Annotated in this window: 16 protein-coding genes; 7 read left to right on the forward strand and 9 right to left on the reverse strand. The window is 72.9% G+C overall.

The window, feature by feature from the left end:
• Window positions 1–127: adenosylhomocysteinase (locus tag QSK45_RS35890; RefSeq protein ID WP_285563213.1), on the forward strand; the 127-nt coding region annotated here is incomplete at its 5' end.
• 19 nt (window positions 128–146) lie between these two features.
• Window positions 147–827, forward strand: coding sequence for a maleylpyruvate isomerase family mycothiol-dependent enzyme (locus tag QSK45_RS35895; protein WP_285563132.1), 681 nt, complete (start codon window positions 147–149; stop codon window positions 825–827).
• A gap of 42 nt (window positions 828–869) precedes the next feature.
• On the opposite strand, the gene QSK45_RS35900 is transcribed toward QSK45_RS35895, so the two are convergent.
• The gene (locus QSK45_RS35900; protein WP_285563133.1) at window positions 870–1,610 is read right to left on the reverse strand and encodes a PIG-L deacetylase family protein; all 741 of its coding nucleotides are present in this window, start codon (window positions 1,608–1,610) and stop codon (window positions 870–872) included.
• Window positions 1,611–1,761: 151 nt separating this feature from the next.
• On the opposite strand from QSK45_RS35900, the gene asnB reads away from it, so the two are divergent.
• The 4 genes from asnB (at window position 1,762) to QSK45_RS35920 (ending at window position 7,380) form a co-directional block, all read left to right on the forward strand.
• Entirely contained in the window at window positions 1,762–3,552 is a 1,791-nt protein-coding gene (gene asnB, locus QSK45_RS35905; RefSeq protein WP_285563134.1) for an asparagine synthase (glutamine-hydrolyzing), read from the forward strand.
• Between the two features lie 161 nt (window positions 3,553–3,713).
• Window positions 3,714–5,285 (forward strand): class I tRNA ligase family protein, encoded by a 1,572-nt coding sequence (locus QSK45_RS35910; RefSeq protein WP_285563135.1) that lies wholly within the window; start codon window positions 3,714–3,716, stop codon window positions 5,283–5,285.
• 132 nt (window positions 5,286–5,417) lie between these two features.
• Window positions 5,418–6,719 (forward strand): D-inositol-3-phosphate glycosyltransferase, encoded by a 1,302-nt coding sequence (mshA, locus tag QSK45_RS35915; protein ID WP_285563214.1) that lies wholly within the window; start codon window positions 5,418–5,420, stop codon window positions 6,717–6,719.
• A gap of 265 nt (window positions 6,720–6,984) precedes the next feature.
• Window positions 6,985–7,380 carry a hypothetical protein gene (locus tag QSK45_RS35920; protein WP_285563136.1) on the forward strand — a complete coding sequence of 132 codons (396 nt, stop codon included), beginning with the start codon at window positions 6,985–6,987 and terminating at the stop codon, window positions 7,378–7,380.
• A gap of 56 nt (window positions 7,381–7,436) precedes the next feature.
• Here the strand turns inward: QSK45_RS35920 and QSK45_RS35925 are convergent, their stop codons facing one another.
• The 6 genes from QSK45_RS35925 to QSK45_RS35950 form a co-directional block, all read right to left on the reverse strand.
• Window positions 7,437–7,880 (reverse strand): Fur family transcriptional regulator, encoded by a 444-nt coding sequence (locus QSK45_RS35925; RefSeq protein ID WP_285563137.1) that lies wholly within the window; start codon window positions 7,878–7,880, stop codon window positions 7,437–7,439.
• A 116-nt stretch (window positions 7,881–7,996) separates the two neighbouring features.
• Window positions 7,997–8,938 (reverse strand): helix-turn-helix transcriptional regulator, encoded by a 942-nt coding sequence (locus QSK45_RS35930; protein ID WP_285563138.1) that lies wholly within the window; start codon window positions 8,936–8,938, stop codon window positions 7,997–7,999.
• 211 nt (window positions 8,939–9,149) lie between these two features.
• Window positions 9,150–10,007 carry a class I SAM-dependent methyltransferase gene (locus QSK45_RS35935; protein WP_285563139.1) on the reverse strand — a complete coding sequence of 286 codons (858 nt, stop codon included), beginning with the start codon at window positions 10,005–10,007 and terminating at the stop codon, window positions 9,150–9,152.
• 174 nt (window positions 10,008–10,181) lie between these two features.
• Window positions 10,182–10,523, reverse strand: coding sequence for a GNAT family N-acetyltransferase (locus QSK45_RS35940; RefSeq protein WP_285563140.1), 342 nt, complete (start codon window positions 10,521–10,523; stop codon window positions 10,182–10,184).
• 143 nt (window positions 10,524–10,666) lie between these two features.
• The gene (locus QSK45_RS35945; protein ID WP_285563141.1) at window positions 10,667–11,650 is read right to left on the reverse strand and encodes a M56 family metallopeptidase; all 984 of its coding nucleotides are present in this window, start codon (window positions 11,648–11,650) and stop codon (window positions 10,667–10,669) included.
• The gene (locus QSK45_RS35950) at window positions 11,647–12,039 is read right to left on the reverse strand and encodes a BlaI/MecI/CopY family transcriptional regulator (RefSeq protein WP_285563215.1); all 393 of its coding nucleotides are present in this window, start codon (window positions 12,037–12,039) and stop codon (window positions 11,647–11,649) included. The genes QSK45_RS35945 and QSK45_RS35950 overlap by 4 nt, the downstream gene beginning before the upstream one ends.
• A 108-nt stretch (window positions 12,040–12,147) precedes the next feature.
• Between QSK45_RS35950 and QSK45_RS35955 the strand changes: the two genes are divergently transcribed.
• Complete coding sequence (locus QSK45_RS35955) at window positions 12,148–12,321, forward strand: hypothetical protein (RefSeq protein WP_285563142.1); 174 nt, start codon at window positions 12,148–12,150, stop codon at window positions 12,319–12,321.
• A 60-nt stretch (window positions 12,322–12,381) separates the two neighbouring features.
• Here the strand turns inward: QSK45_RS35955 and QSK45_RS35960 are convergent, their stop codons facing one another.
• Both QSK45_RS35960 and QSK45_RS35965 read right to left on the reverse strand, forming a co-directional pair.
• Entirely contained in the window at window positions 12,382–12,651 is a 270-nt protein-coding gene (locus QSK45_RS35960; protein WP_070025049.1) for a metal-sensitive transcriptional regulator, read from the reverse strand.
• Window positions 12,652–12,678: 27 nt separating this feature from the next.
• Window positions 12,679–14,943: a heavy metal translocating P-type ATPase gene (locus QSK45_RS35965; protein ID WP_285563143.1), complete on the reverse strand. Its 2,265-nt coding sequence runs from the start codon at window positions 14,941–14,943 to the stop codon at window positions 12,679–12,681.
• Between the last annotated feature and the right edge of the window lie 34 nt (window positions 14,944–14,977).

Genomic DNA, 14,977 nt, shown 5'->3' on the forward strand with positions numbered 1-14,977 from the left:
CGAGAAGGTCGCCCGCCTCCACCTCGACGCCCTCGGCGTCAAGCTGACGACGCTGCGTCCGGAGCAGGCCGCGTACATCGGCGTGGAGGTCGACGGCCCGTACAAGCCGGACCACTACCGCTACTGAGCCCGCGGAGCAGAGAGAGATGTCCGAGCACACCCCGTACGCGGCAGAGGGCCGGGACCCCGGCCTCCCCGGCCGGCTGCTCCGCACGGAGCGGGACGCGCTGATGCCGCTGCTGCGCGCCGCCCCGCGCGAGCGGTTCGAGCTGCGCACCGCCTGTCCCGGCTGGACGGCGCGGCAGGTCCTCGCCCACTGCGGCGCCGCGTTGATCCGCATCGTCGAGGGCCGCCTGGAGAAGGGCGCGTTCCTGCCGGAGGCGAACGCCAGGGATGTGGCGGAGCGCGAGGACTGGCCTTTGGAGCGCGTGCTGGACGAGCTGGACCAGGGGCTCGCGGAGGCCGGCGCCGTCATCGCCCGGCAGGACGACGACCGGCTGGACGCCGTCGCGCTGGGCGAGTGGGTGCACGCCGGTGATGTGCGCGAGGCGTTCGGGGAGCGGGGGGCGTACGCCGGGGAAAGCGCGGAGCACGCCCTCCCCCTGCTCACGGCGACCAGTCGTCGGCGCGGTACACCGGGGCTGCGCGCGCATCTGCCGGGCCTCCCGGCACCGCTGCCCCTGGGGAACCCCTGCGCGGAGCGCCCCCTCGCCGAGTTCCGCGGCGACATGCCGACGCTGATCCGCGTCTACACCGGCCGCCCGCTCGTCGGCACCCGCTACCGGCTGTCGGGCGCCACGGAGAAGGAGCTGTGCATCTACCGGTGACGCGGGGCGCCCGGCCGGTCCACGGCGCGAACCGGCCGGCGTTCACTCGGTCTTGACGATCTGGAAGGCCTCGGCGAGGCGGCCCGGGGGCAGGCCGCCCGCGTCGGCGTGCTCCGCGAGCCAGTCGCGCAGCAGTCCGGCGAGGTCCTCGAAGTGGGCCGTCTGCGAGGTGTGGATGCGCAGCGCCTCGACCTTGCGCTCGAAGACGGTGGTGACGTCGACGTACTGGTTGGGGGTCGGTCCGGTCATGAGCCACAGCTCGGGCACGATCCAGGGGTCGAGGCCCTCGCTCCTGAGCAGTTCCGGATGGGCGAAGGGGTTGCGCGCCTCCGGGTAGACGGCCCGCAGCGCCGCGTCCCCGACCGCCCGGTGGTCCGGGTGCAGGTCCGCGACCCGCTTCCAGTTGATCTCGGGACTGGGGATGATCGCGCGCCGCGGGCGGACCTGGCGGATCACCCGGCACAGGTCGCGGCGCAGTTCGGCGGTCGGCTCGACGAAGCTGTCCCGGTAGCCGAGGAAGCGCACGTCGTGCACCCCGCTGAGCTTGGCCGAGTGCACCTGTTCGGCGCGGCGCAGATCGGCCATCGCCTGCCGGGGCAGTCGTTCGTCGTAGCCGCCGGCGTCGCCGTCGGTCACGATGCAGTACGTCACTCGGGTCCCGTCGGCGATCCAGCGCATCACCGTGCCGCTGACGCAGAACTCGATGTCGTCCGGGTGGGCGGCCACGACGAGAAGACTCTCCGGCGCGCCGCGGTCTGGGGGCTCGGCCCTGAACTCTTCCATGAGATCAACCCTGTTGGGCGGCTACCTGGCGGACAAGGCGGCCCCGGTGGCGCATCGACGCCATGACATCTATGCGCCAGACCAATAATTGGCACTCCCCCGATATTTTGTTGCCTCAAAACAATGGATCCATCTCTCGGAGGCCACCAGAATGTGCAGGATCTTCGGTTCCTTCGCGGTCGCGGCCACCGGCGCCGAACTGGCCACGGTGTCGGCCCGGCAACGGCACGGGGGGCCGGACGACCGCGGTGTCCTGACCGGCCGCGGCTGGTCGCTCGGCTGCGACCGGCTCGCCGTGACCGACCCGGCGGGCGGCGCCCAGCCCTTCACCCTGCCGACGGCGCCGGGTGTGCTGGCCGTGCTGAACGGCGAGATCTACAACCACCGCGAGCTGCGCGGGCAGTTGACCGCGCGCGGCCACCGTTTCCCCGACCGCTGCGACGGAAGCCTGCTGCCCGCGCTGTACACCGAGTTCGGCCCGGCCTTCGCCGAGCGGCTGGACGGCATGTTCGCGATCGCCGTCCTCGATCTGCGCGAGCGCCTGCCCCGACTCGTCCTGACCGTGGACGGGATGGGCATGAAGCCCCTGCACTACCACCAGGGTCCGCGGGGCGCGGTGCGGTTCGCCTCCGAGATCCCCGCGCTGCTCGCGTTCGACGGGGTGCCCGCCACGCCACGCGAGGAGGCCCTCGACACCGTCCTGTCCACCAGGACCCCCTTCGGCACGGAGACCGCACTGCGGGACATCCGCGTGCTGCCGCCCGGGAGCGTCGCGGTGGCCCACGGTGCCGGGGGACTGCGGATGCTGCGCTGCGGTCCCCGCGCCTCGGCACCCCGCACCGAGCAGGCGCCGTCGGCCGCGGACGTGCTGGAGACCCTGCGCCAGGAGGTGCGCCGGCTCGCCGACGTCGACCTGCCACTGTGCGCCCTGACCAGCGGCGGCCTGGACTCCGGCCTGGTGACCGTCCTCGCCGCGGAGCACGCCGGGCCGCTGCACACCTTCCACCTCGGCTACCGGGGCCGCTGGCCGGGCGCCGAGCACACCTTCGCGAGGGCCGTCGCCAAGCGTGCCCGCACCCGCCACCACCAGGTCGGCCTCGATCCCGCCGAGTTGCCCTCCCTGCTCACCCGCACGGTGCGCCACCTGGGCCAGCCCAACGCCGATCCCATCACCGTCAGCACCTACGCGCTGTTCCGGGCCGTGCGCGAGGCCGGGTTCACCACCGCGCTCACCGGGGACGGCGCGGACGAACTGTTCGGCGGCTACGAGCGCTTCCGTACCGCCCTGACGGCGCCCGCCGGGGCCGACTGGACGGCGGCCTACGCCGACGCGCTGGCGGCCGCGCCCCGGCTGCTGCGGGAGTGGCTGTACACCCCCGGATACCGGGCGTTCATCGCCGAACGCGGCTCGGCGGCCGACCGGGTCACGGCCGAACTGCGCGCCTCCGGCACCGAACGGGCCGCCGTGCTCCAGCAGTTCGAGACGCGACGCCGGCTGCCCGCGTACCATCTGCGGCGCGTGGACCATCTGAGCATGGCATGGGCGGTCGAGACCCGGATGCCGTTCTGCCAGCCGGAGGTGGTGCGTCTCGCCCGGCGACTTCCCGCCGAACTGCTTACCGGCAAACGGGCTTTGTACGAGGCCGGGCAGGGGCTGCTCCCCGCGGCCGTGCTCCGTCGGCCCAAACAGCCCTTCACCCTGCCCCTGTCCGCGATGCTCGCCGTCGACGGGCCGCTGCTGTGGACCCTGCGCGAGCTGCTCTCGCCCGCGCGGCTGCGGCGCACGGGGCAGCTACGCGCCGACCGGGTGCAGGCGCTGTTCGCCCGGCACGCCGAACGGCCCTCCGACCAGGACGCCCTCGCCCTGTGGGCGCTCGGCGTGCACGAGTTGTGGACCGATGTGGTGCAGGGTCTTCGGGTGTCGGCGGACCTCGCGGCGTGATCACCTGGCGCATCCACGTCACGGCGTGAACGCGCACCGCTCCGGGCGCGGTCGGGGCGGCACCTTTCTGTCAGTGTGGAGGCAGCCCCCGGAGCGCCGCCTCGAGCCCCGTTGACGCTCGCGGGCTCAGCAGCGCTTCCCCACCGCCAAGGAGCTCGGCCATGAGCAGCCCACTCTGGATCACCGCCACCCCCCTTGCCAGTGACGGCGAACTGCACATCGGGCATCTCGCCGGACCGTATGTCGCCGCCGACGTCCTCAGCCGCTCCCTGCGTGCCGACGGGCACCCCGTCCTGTTCACCTCGGGCACCGCCGACCACGCCGAGTCCGTCGAACTGCGCGCGCTGCGCGGCGGGCGCAAGCCGGAGGAGGTGGCGGAGGGCTTCCGGGCGGCGATCACCGCCGACTGGCTGCGCGCCGGCGTCCGCCTCGACCGCGTGGTCCGCCCCGGGCGCGACCGCGGTTACCGGCGGTGGCTTCAGGAACTCCTCCTCGGCCTGTACGCCCAGGACGTCATCGTCCCCCGCACCCGGCTCGCGTACTACTGCGACTCCTGCCGGTCCTGGCTGCACGGCGCGTACGTCACCGGCGCGTGCGGCCACTGCGGGGCGCGCGGCGAGGGCGGGCTGTGCCGGCGGTGCGCCCGGCCCAACGACGCCGAGCTGGTCGATCCCACCTGCGCGCGGTGCGGTGCGCCGGGCCGCCCGCGCCGCTGCCGACGCCTCTACCTGGCCCTGGAGCCGATGCGCGAGCTGCTCGCCGACCACTGGCGGGGCGCGGAACTGCCGCCGCGGCTGGCGGTCCTGTGCGAAAGCCTCCTGGAGGACGGGCTGCCCGACGTACCGGTGGGCCATCCGGGCGAGTGGGGGGTCCCCGTGGCCGTGGACGGCTTCGCCGGCCACCGCGTCGATTCCTGCTTCGAGTCCGCCGCGATGCAGCTGTTCGGCTACGGCCACGACAAGCAGCCCTTACCCGAACGCGCCCTGCACTTCTGCGGACTCGGGCACGCGTTCTGCCATGTGGTCCTGCTGCCCGCGATCCTGGTCGCGCTCGGTCTGAAGCTGCCCCAGGCATTCCACGTCAACGACACCTTCGACACCGGGTGCGGGGAACCGGACGGCGCTCCCGCGCTGTGGGCACTGGACCTGCTCACGGAGTTCGGGGCGGACACCGTGCGCCGCCATGTCCTGACGGCGCGACCGCAGGGCCCGGTCCACGGCGTCGGGCGGGCGGACCTGGAACACACCCGCGCGCTCCTGGACGGCACCTGGAACAGCTGGCTGAGCCGGCTGTTCGCCGCCGTGCGCGAGGACAGCGCGGGCCGCGTGCCGGACGCGGAGCCCGGCGGCGAGGGCTGGTCGGCGCTGCGCCACCGGCTGCACCGGGCCGCCGAGGACCTGCGCGAGGCGTACGGACCCGAGGCGTACGACCCCCGGCGCGTGGTCGCCCTGCTGGACGAAGTGGTGCGCTGCACCGCGGACTTCGGGTACGTGAACGGGTTCGAGCGGCATCGCCCGTCCGGCGCGGTACGGCATCTGCGCGCACTGGCCGCGCAGTTGGCGGTCGCGTCGGCGCTCACCGCCTGGGCCTGGCCGGTGATGCCCGAGGGCGCGACGCGACTGGCGCAGGCGCTGGACGTCCCGCCGGGTGGTCCGGTGATCCCCGGGTCCCTCGTCCCGCCGACCGCCGGAACACGGCTCGCCCCGCCGTCCGGCCCGGTGTTCGGCTTCTGACCCGCGCCCCGACCCCCTGCTCCCGCGCCCCGCGGGAGAACCAGGTGCCCACCCGCTCCCGGCGAGGAGCGGGTGGGCACAGCAGTTTGCGGACCGTCAGCGAAGGAGTCCCTCGTGTCCTTGCGCATCGCCATGCTCAGTGTCCACACCTCGCCGCTGCACCAGCCCGGCACGGGTGACGCGGGCGGCATGAACGTCTACATGGTCGAGCTGTCCCGCGCCCTCGCCCGCGAGGGCGCCCGCGTGGACCTCTTCACCCGCTGCCTCGGGGAGGGCCACCCGCCCCGTGTCGAACTCGCCCCCGGTGTGGACGTCCTGCACCTCCCGGCCGGTCCGCGCCGGCCGTTGCCGAAGGAGACCATGCCGGGCCTGGTACCGGACTTCGCCCGCGCCCTGCTGGCGGCGACCGCCCGGGACCGCTACGACGTGATCCACTCCCACTACTGGCTCGCGGGACAGGCCGGCGCCGTGGCCGCCGCCCACCGGGACGTCCCGCTGGTGCACACGATGCACACGCTGGCCCGGGTGAAGAACGCCTCGCTCGCCCCGGGCGACCGCCCCGAACCCGCCCCGCGCATCCACGGCGAGGCCGCCCTCGCCGAAGCCGCCGACCGGCTCATCGCCAACACCGCCGAGGAGGCGCGGGCGTTGCGGGACCTGTACGGGGCCGACGCCGACCGCACCGACGTCGTGACACCCGGCATCGACGTGCGGACCTTCCGCCCGGCGGACGGCCGGCGGGCGGCGCGCGCACGGCTCGGCCTGCCGCGGGACGCCTTCGTCCCGCTGTTCGCCGGGCGCATCCAGCCGCTGAAGGGACCGGACGTCCTCGTCCACTCGATCGCCGCGCTGCTGCGCGAGTCACCCGGACTGCGACGGCGGCTGCTCGTGCCCGTCATCGGCGGGCTCAGCGGAGCCGGCCTGCGCGCGCCGGGTGAGCTCGGGGACCTGTGCGCGCGGCTCGGCCTGCTGGACGTGGTGCGCTGTCAACCGGCTGTCCCGCAGAGGGAGCTGGCCGACTGGTACCGGGCCGCGGATGTGCTGGTGATGCCGTCGCGCAGCGAGTCGTTCGGGCTGGTGGCGCTGGAGGCGCAGGCGTGCGGCACTCCGGTCCTGGCCGCGGCGGTCGGGGGCCTGCCCGCCGCCGTGCGGGACGGGCTGACCGGTCTCCTCGTACAAGGGCACGACCCGGACGACCACGCGCGCGCGTTGCGCTGGTTCGCGGAGCATCCCGCACATGCGGAGGGCATGGGCCACGCCGCCGCCGAGCACGCCCGTCGGCTGGACTGGGGGGCGACGGCCCGCAGCACACTGGGCAGTTACACTCGTGCGCTGCGGAACCGGGCATCCGGGGTGGGGCAGGAACGGCGGCACGCCCCTGCCCCCGCGGCCGCTTCCTCCCGGAGGTACAAAAGGGCCGCGGTACCAGCCTAGCATTTCATTTGAGCAGACCAAAGGTGCTGCCTCACCCAAAAAGGATGTCCGGCCTGATTTCTTCGGTTGGCCGGATGAAACCGCCCGTGGTGAGTCCGTTCCGCACCACCGGCCCCGGCGCTGTCATATCCGCGCCATGGCAGGTCCACGACTTGTGGAAACATGGACTCCCCGTCCAGGGAGGGCGATTATAGAAATGTCTTCGGAACAAGCCCGGCGGCACGGGCCCGAAGACAAAAATCACCGATCACTTCCTGGAGGAAAAGTGTCCGCGTCTTCCCGCACCACCGGTTTCCGCACCGCCGCCCGCCAGTTCGCCCTCGCCGCCCTCGTCTGTACCGCCGTGGCGGGCGGCGCGGTCGCGGCCACCGCCACGGGAACGCACTCCGCGCACCACGTAGTCGCCGACAACAACTGGCCGGCCACGCCCGGCGCCACCCCGGCGGACAACAACTGGCCCACCGCCAGCGCCACCCCCGCGGACAACAACTGGCCCAACTCCGCCACCGTCACCCCGGCGGACAACAACTGGCCCACCACCAGCGCCACGCCGGCGGACAACAACTGGCCCACCGCCTCCGCCGTCCCGGCCGACAACAACTGGCCCACCGCCTCCGCGCCGGCCGACGACAACGGGCCGACGCCGGTCGCGGCGGTCTGACGCGGCACACCCCCGGGGCCGGGAGAGACGGGTCACCGTCTCCCCGGCCCGGCCTGTCATCCCGCCGCGGAAACCGCGGCACGGCAGTCCGGGCACAGCCCCTTGAAAACAATATCCGCGTCGTTCACATCCCAGTCCGGCAGATCTTTTCGCGGCAGGGTCGGAGCGCTGTGGACGACATTTTCCACACGCCCGCAATGCACACACAATGCGTGCTGGTGACGCGGTCCCGCGATTTCGAACACCGCCGGCCAGCCGGGACGCTCGAATTTCGTCACCAGGCCCGCTTCCAGAAAATGCCTCAGCATTTCGTAGACGGCCTGGGAAGTGAGCGTGCCGAGCCGTTCGCGCGCCGCGGCCGTCAGGCCCTCGACGTCGAGATGACCGCCCGAGGCGAGCACCTGGAGCACCTCCAGGCGCGGGCTGGTGACCCGCAACCCCGCATCGCGGAGTTGCCGGATCGCCGTCTCGCGCCCCTGAGCCACCGCTTCGCGTGCCATCTTCCCGCCATCTGGTGAGACCAAAAGTTTGAACGCATCGTACCTCTTGGTCCACCGGGTGCGCGGAGGGCGCGGGAGGGGTTGGCCGAGAAGGCCCGTCCGCCGGGCGGCGGCGTTCAGTCGAGCCAGCCGAGCCGGGCGGCCCGCACTCCCAGCTCGAAACGGCTGGACGCGCCGAGCTCCTGCATCAGCTCGGAGATCATCCGGCTCACCGTCCGCAGCGAGACGCCGAGGCTGCGCGCGACCTTCTCGTCCTTCATCCCGGAGGCCAGCATGCGCAGCGCCGCCCGCTGCTGCTCCGACAGCCCGTCGCCGCCCCGGGCGGGCAGCACCTGCTCGCCGTAGGGCGTCGCGGTGTGCCAGCAGTGCTCGAACAATGTCTGGTACGAGCGCACGATGGCGGAGCCATGGGCGAGAATGGCGCCGGCCGAGCCGTCCTCCGGGTCGACCGGAAGAATCGCGAACTGCTCGTCCGCGATGATCATGTTCATGGGGACGACGGGCGAGAGGCGCACCTGGACGCCCAGTTTCGCCTTCATCCGCAGGTGTTCCGCGTCCTCGGGCACCGAGGTCAGACGCTGACTGAAAATGGAGCGGACCTGGACGCCCTTCTCGATCTGGCGCCGGTCCCGGTCGAGGGCGCGCTCGGGGATCTCCCGCCCCCGCGCGATCGGGTGCATCGAGGCGAGGTTGGCCTGGACGGTCACCGTGATGTCCTCCAGGACCTGCTGGATACGCCGGTAGTCGGAGAGGATCTCGATCTCCACGCCGACCGTCTGGGCGAGCGTCTCCGTGCGCAGGAAGTTGCCGGCGAGGGTCTTCAGCGTGTGGTGCGCCCGGTCGGCCTGCTCCAGGTGGTTGCGCAGCCGGGTGCGCTCGCGCTCCAGCAACCGCAGCAGGGCGATCTCGGGGGCGATGACGGTGACGACGTCGGCCTCCGTCTCGTCGCAGGCGTCCGGCTCCAGACGGCTCGCGTGCAGTCGGCCGGTCCGGACGACCAGCCCGAGGTCGATCAGTTCCTCGCGACATCGCGCGAGGTCGTCCTCCGACAGGCCCATGCCGGACGCGACGTGGTGCAGGCTCGACGCCCCCCGTGCTCGAAGATGCCGGTAGAGGGTGAGAGCCAGATCAGTGGATTGCGTCCCTGCACCGCCACTGCCATTGATCACCGCGACGCGGCCCCCCTTGTGATTGCGCGAAGCTCTCCCATCACACCTTGTCACAGAGGGGGCCAAAGATCTCCGATGCTGCTTAGTAATGTGATGCTCGTCACGTGTCGGTGCGGCACACCAGCAGCACGCTCCGGGTCCGCTCGTCCAGCCGGTGCTGCCGCTCGTCGGCGACGCGCAGTCCCGCGGCGCGCAGATCCCGGTGCAGATCCAGGGAGTTGACGATCCACTTGCCGGTCGTCACGCACGAGGAGCGGCTCCCCGCCGGCTCCGAACGCTCGATGGCGTAGGTGATGTGCTCGCGCATGGCCACCGGGTCGAAGTCCTGCCGTGCCACGACCCATTCGGTGACCCCGTCGAACCGCGGTACCTCGAACGACCAGGCACGGTGCGGGTGTTCGGCCAGTTCCACGGCGTCATGGGCGGTGTAGTCGAAGGCGAGCGCGCCGTGCGGCTGGAGGTGCCCGGCGATCTCCCGCAGCACCCGGGGGCGGGAACCCGGCGGGACGGCGGCGATCATCGATCCCGCCATCACGGCGAGTCGGCAGGGCCGGTGCAGGCGCAGGCCGAGCAGATCGGTGCGGGTCGCGGTGATCCGCTCGCGCACCCGGGGGCCGAGGCGGCGGGCCCAGTCGAGCAACCGGTGCAGACTGCGCCCGTCCCGGTCGACCGCGTCCACCGTGAACCCCTGGCGCGCGAGGGGCACGGCGAGCCGGCCCGCGCCCGAGCCGAGGTCCAGCACCGGGCCGCCGGTGGCCCGTGCCAGCGCCAGGTACTCCAGGATGTCGCCGCTGAACGGGCCCAGCAGCGCGTCCTGGAGCCACACGTCCTCCCGCGAGAGCGGGGCGAGGCACTCCAGACCGGGCAGGTGGTCCGGGCGCGGAGGGGACACGGTGGCGGTCCGGGACAGCGGGTCTGCGAGCGCGGTCCTCACCGGTGTGCCGGTCTGTGTGTGCATCGCTCCTCCAGGTGGCCTCGGCCGTTCCCGGCCGTCCGGACGGGCCCCGTGCCGCCGGGGCCGCGCCGCCCGACCATCGTGTCCGGGACCGTCCGCGGCGGTCCAGCCAGGAGGTATGCGTTTTCACGCCAACGCGTGGGTACGCCAGGGCCGCGCCCCGGTCGACCACGCGACTCACACGGTTCGCGCCAATCTCCGTCCGCCTGCGGTGGAGCCGTGGGCGGTGAAGAAGGGCAGCGCGGGATCACCGTCGGCCTGGGAGGTGACGCCTCGCGTCCGCGCCGCCTGGGCGCGCGTCCGGTCGGTGAGCGCGGTCAGCAGGGTGCCGCGGCGGCGGTCGGGTCCGGCGCACTGGGTGTGGAGCTCGCCCTCGCCACCGCCCGCCGCGGCGCCGGCGACCCGGCCGTCGGGCTCCGCCGCCACCAGCCGGCCGAGCCGGCCCGGGGCGCCGCCCGGTATCCCCCTCTCGGCGGCGACGCGGGACAGCGAACAGTTCGTCGCCACCAGCCGTGCCACGTCGTCCGCCGGGGGCAGGCCGGTGCAGGGGCGCCGTATGACAGCGGCGAGCAGCTGCGGATCGGGGCGGCGTCCGTCACCGCGGCGGGCCGCACCTCCACGCTCATCAGGGCGGAACCTCCACGGAGGCCCCTCCTTGCCGGTCACATGCCGGGTGCCGGGACGGAGCAGCACACGGCCGCCAGTCCGGGCAGGCCGACCGCCAAGGTGAGGACGAGCAGGGCGACACCCGGCACCGTGGGGCGTTCGGTGGGTGGTTGAAGGATGCGCCGCATGCGCAGCAACGCCGACGGGCCGCCCGCCGCCAGGGCGGCGTGCGGTGCCTGTCCGGCCGCGACCGCGTACAGGGCGACGGCGAGTGCCCGGCGCGAACACCGGCGCAACGCCCGGTCGTCGGCGACCATTTCGAGCAGGAGAGGCACCTCGTCGCGGACGAGCCGGGCCAGCGGGAGCCGCCGGGAGAGGGCCCCGACGGCCGAGGCGGCGGCCGCCAGGAGGTGGTGGCGACCCGCGATGTGCGCGCGTTCGTGCTCCAGCGCGGCCGCGAGCTGTTCTCCGGTCAGGGCGTGCACGGCGCCCTCGCTGACCACCACCTGGGGCGCGCGCCCCGGCAGACAGTAGACGGCGGGGGTGGTGTGCGGCAGCACCGTGGCTCCCAGTTCCGAGCGCCAGTGCCCCACCATTCCGAGTACTTCGGCGTGCCGGGCGCGCCTTCGCCGGAAGTCGAAGACCTGCCGGGCGAAGGCCAGGGCGAGGGCGAGCGGCGGACAGACGGCTGCGGCGAACCCCGCCCACGCGCGGGCGCTGGGCCGCTCCAGGTCGTTCAGCATGACGTCGACACAGCGCCTGCCGCTGGTGAGGAAGCATCCCTGGGCCGCCTCGGACAGCTGGTGGCTCTCGGCGACGGGGAAGAACAGTTGCATGACCGCGAGGGACAGCGAGGCGGTGACGACGAGCACCAGCAGCCCCCATAGCCCGAGCGTGAGCCGGGGCGTGCGGTGTGTCCAGGAGCTGCGGACGAGGAACCGCGGCAGGATCACCCCGGCGGCCACGGCCAGCATCAGCGGCGGCAGCACATGGTGGAACCGCAGCGCAAACTCCCCGGACCGGTACAGGAGTTCGCTCACGACGGTTTCTCCGGTGGCACCTCGCCCGCGGGCCGGTGTCCCGCGGCGCGCAGGGCGGCCTCCAGGACGGACACGTCCTCCGGCGACATGCGCTCCACGAAGCGCTGGAGTGCGGCCTGCCGGTCCTCGGTACTGCCGAGGACCTGCTGCATCAGGCTCGCGGTGTACTCCTCGCGGCTGCGCAGCGCCTCGTACAACCAGGCACGCCCGGTCTTCTCGCGCCGGAGCATGCCCTTGCGGTACAGGATGTCCGCGACCGTCATGACCGTCGTATAGGCGACCGGCCGGATGCGGTTGATGTCGTCGACGACCTCCCGGACCGTGGCGGGCCGTCCCCAGTTCCAGAGACGATCCATGATTTCGGCTTCCAGACCACCGAGCCGTCGCACCTGTTCCCCTCCGCCGCCCGTCACCGAGGCGCTCCATATCGTAGGACAAGCCTTCCGGATACGACATCACCGACCGTCGACCATACCGGGGAGGGGTATGGTCGACGCATGGTGTCCTTCAGCAGGAGAGTCGTCGTCGGACGTCCGGGTACCGCGTGTGCCAGGTTCTGCGGAGCCGGCCTCGGCGAGGCCGAACTGGTGCTGCTGCGCCAGGTGTTCGGCCTGTGCCTGAGTCTCGGTCTGCGGCTGCGCACTGAGTGCGCGGCGGCGCGGGAGAGGTGACACACACCGGGCCCCGGACGGAGCGATCCGTCCGGGGCCCGGTGTCTCGGAGGCCGGCCATCAGGCTCGTACGAGCCGGGCGATGGCGGAGGATGCCTCGCTGACCTTGGTTCTGGCCTGTTCACCGCCTTCCACGATGGCCTCCGTGACACAGGAGTTGAGGTGCTCGTCCAGCAGGGCCAGCGCGCAGGACTGCAGCGCTGCGTTGGTGGCGGCGACCTGGGTGAGGACGTCGATGCAGTAGGCGCCCTCCTCGACCATGCGCTGTAGGCCACGGACCTGGCCTTCGATGCGGCGCAGCCGTCTGACGATGTCGTCCTGGTGGGCCACGGCGGCCTCCTCGTCCTCGTCCGCGTCTCAGCGGTCCGCGGGCGTGAACCCGCGCAGCCGGAGGCTGTTGCCGACCACGAAGACCGAGGAGAAGGCCATGGCGGCGCCGGCGATCATCGGGTTGAGCAGGCCGCTGGCCGCGAGCGGCAGTGCCGCGACGTTGTAGGCGAAGGCCCAGAAGAGGTTGGACCGGATGGTGCCCAGCGTCTTGCGGGACAGCCGGATCGCGTCCGCCGCGACCCTCAGGTCCCCGCGGACCAGCGTCAGGTCGCCGGCCTCGATGGCCGCGTCCGTGCCCGTGCCCATGGCGAGACCGAGGTCGGCCTGGGCGAGCGCGGCCGCGTCGTTGACGCCGTCGCCGACCATGGCCACCGAACGGCCCTCGCCCTGGAGTCGCTTGACGACATCCACCTTGTCCTGGGGGAGGACCTCGGCGAAGACGTGCTCGGGGGCGATCCCGACCTCCGCGGCGACCGCCTCGGCGACCGCGCGGTTGTCACCGGTCAGCAGGATGGGCGTGAGCCCGAGTCCGCGCAGCCGGCGGATGGCCTCCGGGCTGGTCTCCTTGATGGCGTCGGCGACCTCCAGCACCGCGCGCGCCGCGCCGTCCCAGGCCACGGTGATGGCCGTACGACCGGCCGCCTCGGCCCGCGCCTTGGTCCGGGCGAGCTTCTCGGGCAGTTCGATCGCCCACTCGGCGAGCAGCTTCTCCCGGCCGACGAGCACCGCGTGCCCTTCCACGATGCCCTGGACGCCGAGTCCGGCGATGTTGGCGAAGTCCTCGGGCGCGGGCAGGGTGCCCACGCGGGCGGCGGCGCCGGAGGCGACAGCCTGGGCGATGGGGTGCTCGGAGGCGTGCTCCAGCGCGCCCGCGAGGCGCAGCACCTCGGTCTCGTCCGTGCTGTCGGCGGCGTGCACGGCCAGCAGGGTCATCCGGCCGGTGGTGACGGTGCCGGTCTTGTCCAGGACGATGGTGTCGACCTTGCGGGTGGTCTCCAGGACCTCGGGGCCCTTGATGAGGATGCCGAGCTGGGCGCCGCGGCCGGTGCCGACCATCAGCGCGGTCGGCGTGGCGAGGCCGAGGGCGCAGGGGCAGGCGATGATCAGCACGGCGACGGCCGCGGTGAACGCCTCGGTGATGCCGGCGCCGTTGCCGAGCCAGAAGCCCAGCGTGCCGACGGCCAGCGCGATGACCACCGGGACGAAGACCGCCGAGATCTTGTCGGCGAGGCGCTGGGCCGCGGCCTTGCCGTTCTGCGCGTCCTCGACGAGCTTGGCCATGCGGGCCAGTTGGGTGTCGGCGCCGACGCGGGTGGCCTCGACGACGAGCCGGCCGCCCGCGTTGAGGGTGGCGCCGGTGACGCCGTCGCCGACGCCGACCTCGACCGGCACGGACTCGCCGGTGAGCATGGAGGCGTCCACGGCGGACGAGCCCTCGACCACGGTGCCGTCCGTGGCGATCTTCTCGCCGGGGCGGACCAGGAAGCGGTCGCCCACCTTCAGTTCGGCGACCGGCACGAGTTCCTCGCGCCCGCCGCGCAGCACGGTGACCTCCTTGGCGCCCAGTTCCAGCAGGGCCTTCAGAGCGGCGCCGGCCTTGCGCTTGGACCGGGCCTCGAAGTAGCGGCCGGCCAGGATGAACGCGGTGACCCCTGCGGCGGCCTCCAGGTAGATGTTCCCGGCGCCGTCGCTGCGGGCGATGGTCAGCTCGAAGGGGTGCCGCATACCGGGCATGCCGGCCGTACCGAAGAACAGCGCCCACAGGGACCACAGGAAGGCCGCCGAGGTGCCGACGGAGATCAGGGTGTCCATGGTGGCGGCGCCGTGCCGGGCGTTGGTCCAGGCGGCCTTGTGGAAGGGCCACGCGGAGTAGGTGACCACCGGCGCGGCGAGTGTCAGCGACAGCCACTGCCAGTTGTCGAACTGGAGGGCCGGGACCATGGCCATCGCGATGACGGGCACGGCGAGTACGACCGCGACGGTCAACCGCTCGCGCAGCGGCCGCAGTTCGTCGCTCTCCGCCACGGCCTCCCCGCCGCCGGGACCGGATTCGGCACGCGGCGGCTCGGGTTCACGCGCGGTGTAGCCGGTGGCCTCGACGGTCGCGATCAGATCGGCGACCTCGATGTCCGCGCGGTAGCTGACCTTTGCCTTCTCGGTGGCGTAGTTGACGGTGGCCTCGACACCGTCCATGCGGTTGAGCTTCTTCTCGATCCGGGCGGCGCACGAGGCGCAGGTCATGCCGCCGATGGCGAGTTCGACCTCGGCCGCGCCGGGCGTGGTGGTGGTCATGTCTCTGCTCCTCGGAGCTGGTGGACGTACAGAG

It is taken from the genome of Streptomyces hygroscopicus subsp. hygroscopicus (genome assembly GCF_030269125.1).
In the GTDB taxonomy this organism is placed as follows: Bacteria; Actinomycetota; Actinomycetes; order Streptomycetales; family Streptomycetaceae; genus Streptomyces; species Streptomyces hygroscopicus_C.

Excerpts from the sequence above, each read along its gene's own strand:
- QSK45_RS35895 (WP_285563132.1), top strand. The coding sequence starts at position 147 with ATGTCCGAGCACACCCCGTACGCGGCAGAGGGCCGGGACCCCGGCCTC.
- QSK45_RS35900 (WP_285563133.1), bottom strand. The coding sequence starts at position 1,610 with ATGGAAGAGTTCAGGGCCGAGCCCCCAGACCGCGGCGCGCCGGAGAGT.
- asnB (WP_285563134.1), top strand. The coding sequence starts at position 1,762 with ATGTGCAGGATCTTCGGTTCCTTCGCGGTCGCGGCCACCGGCGCCGAA.
- QSK45_RS35910 (WP_285563135.1), top strand. The coding sequence starts at position 3,714 with ATGAGCAGCCCACTCTGGATCACCGCCACCCCCCTTGCCAGTGACGGC.
- mshA (WP_285563214.1), top strand. The coding sequence starts at position 5,418 with ATGCTCAGTGTCCACACCTCGCCGCTGCACCAGCCCGGCACGGGTGAC.
- QSK45_RS35925 (WP_285563137.1), bottom strand. The coding sequence starts at position 7,880 with ATGGCACGCGAAGCGGTGGCTCAGGGGCGCGAGACGGCGATCCGGCAA.
- QSK45_RS35930 (WP_285563138.1), bottom strand. The coding sequence starts at position 8,938 with ATGGGCCTGTCGGAGGACGACCTCGCGCGATGTCGCGAGGAACTGATC.
- QSK45_RS35935 (WP_285563139.1), bottom strand. The coding sequence starts at position 10,007 with ATGCACACACAGACCGGCACACCGGTGAGGACCGCGCTCGCAGACCCG.
- QSK45_RS35955 (WP_285563142.1), top strand. The coding sequence starts at position 12,148 with ATGGTGTCCTTCAGCAGGAGAGTCGTCGTCGGACGTCCGGGTACCGCG.
- QSK45_RS35965 (WP_285563143.1), bottom strand. The coding sequence starts at position 14,943 with ATGACCACCACCACGCCCGGCGCGGCCGAGGTCGAACTCGCCATCGGC.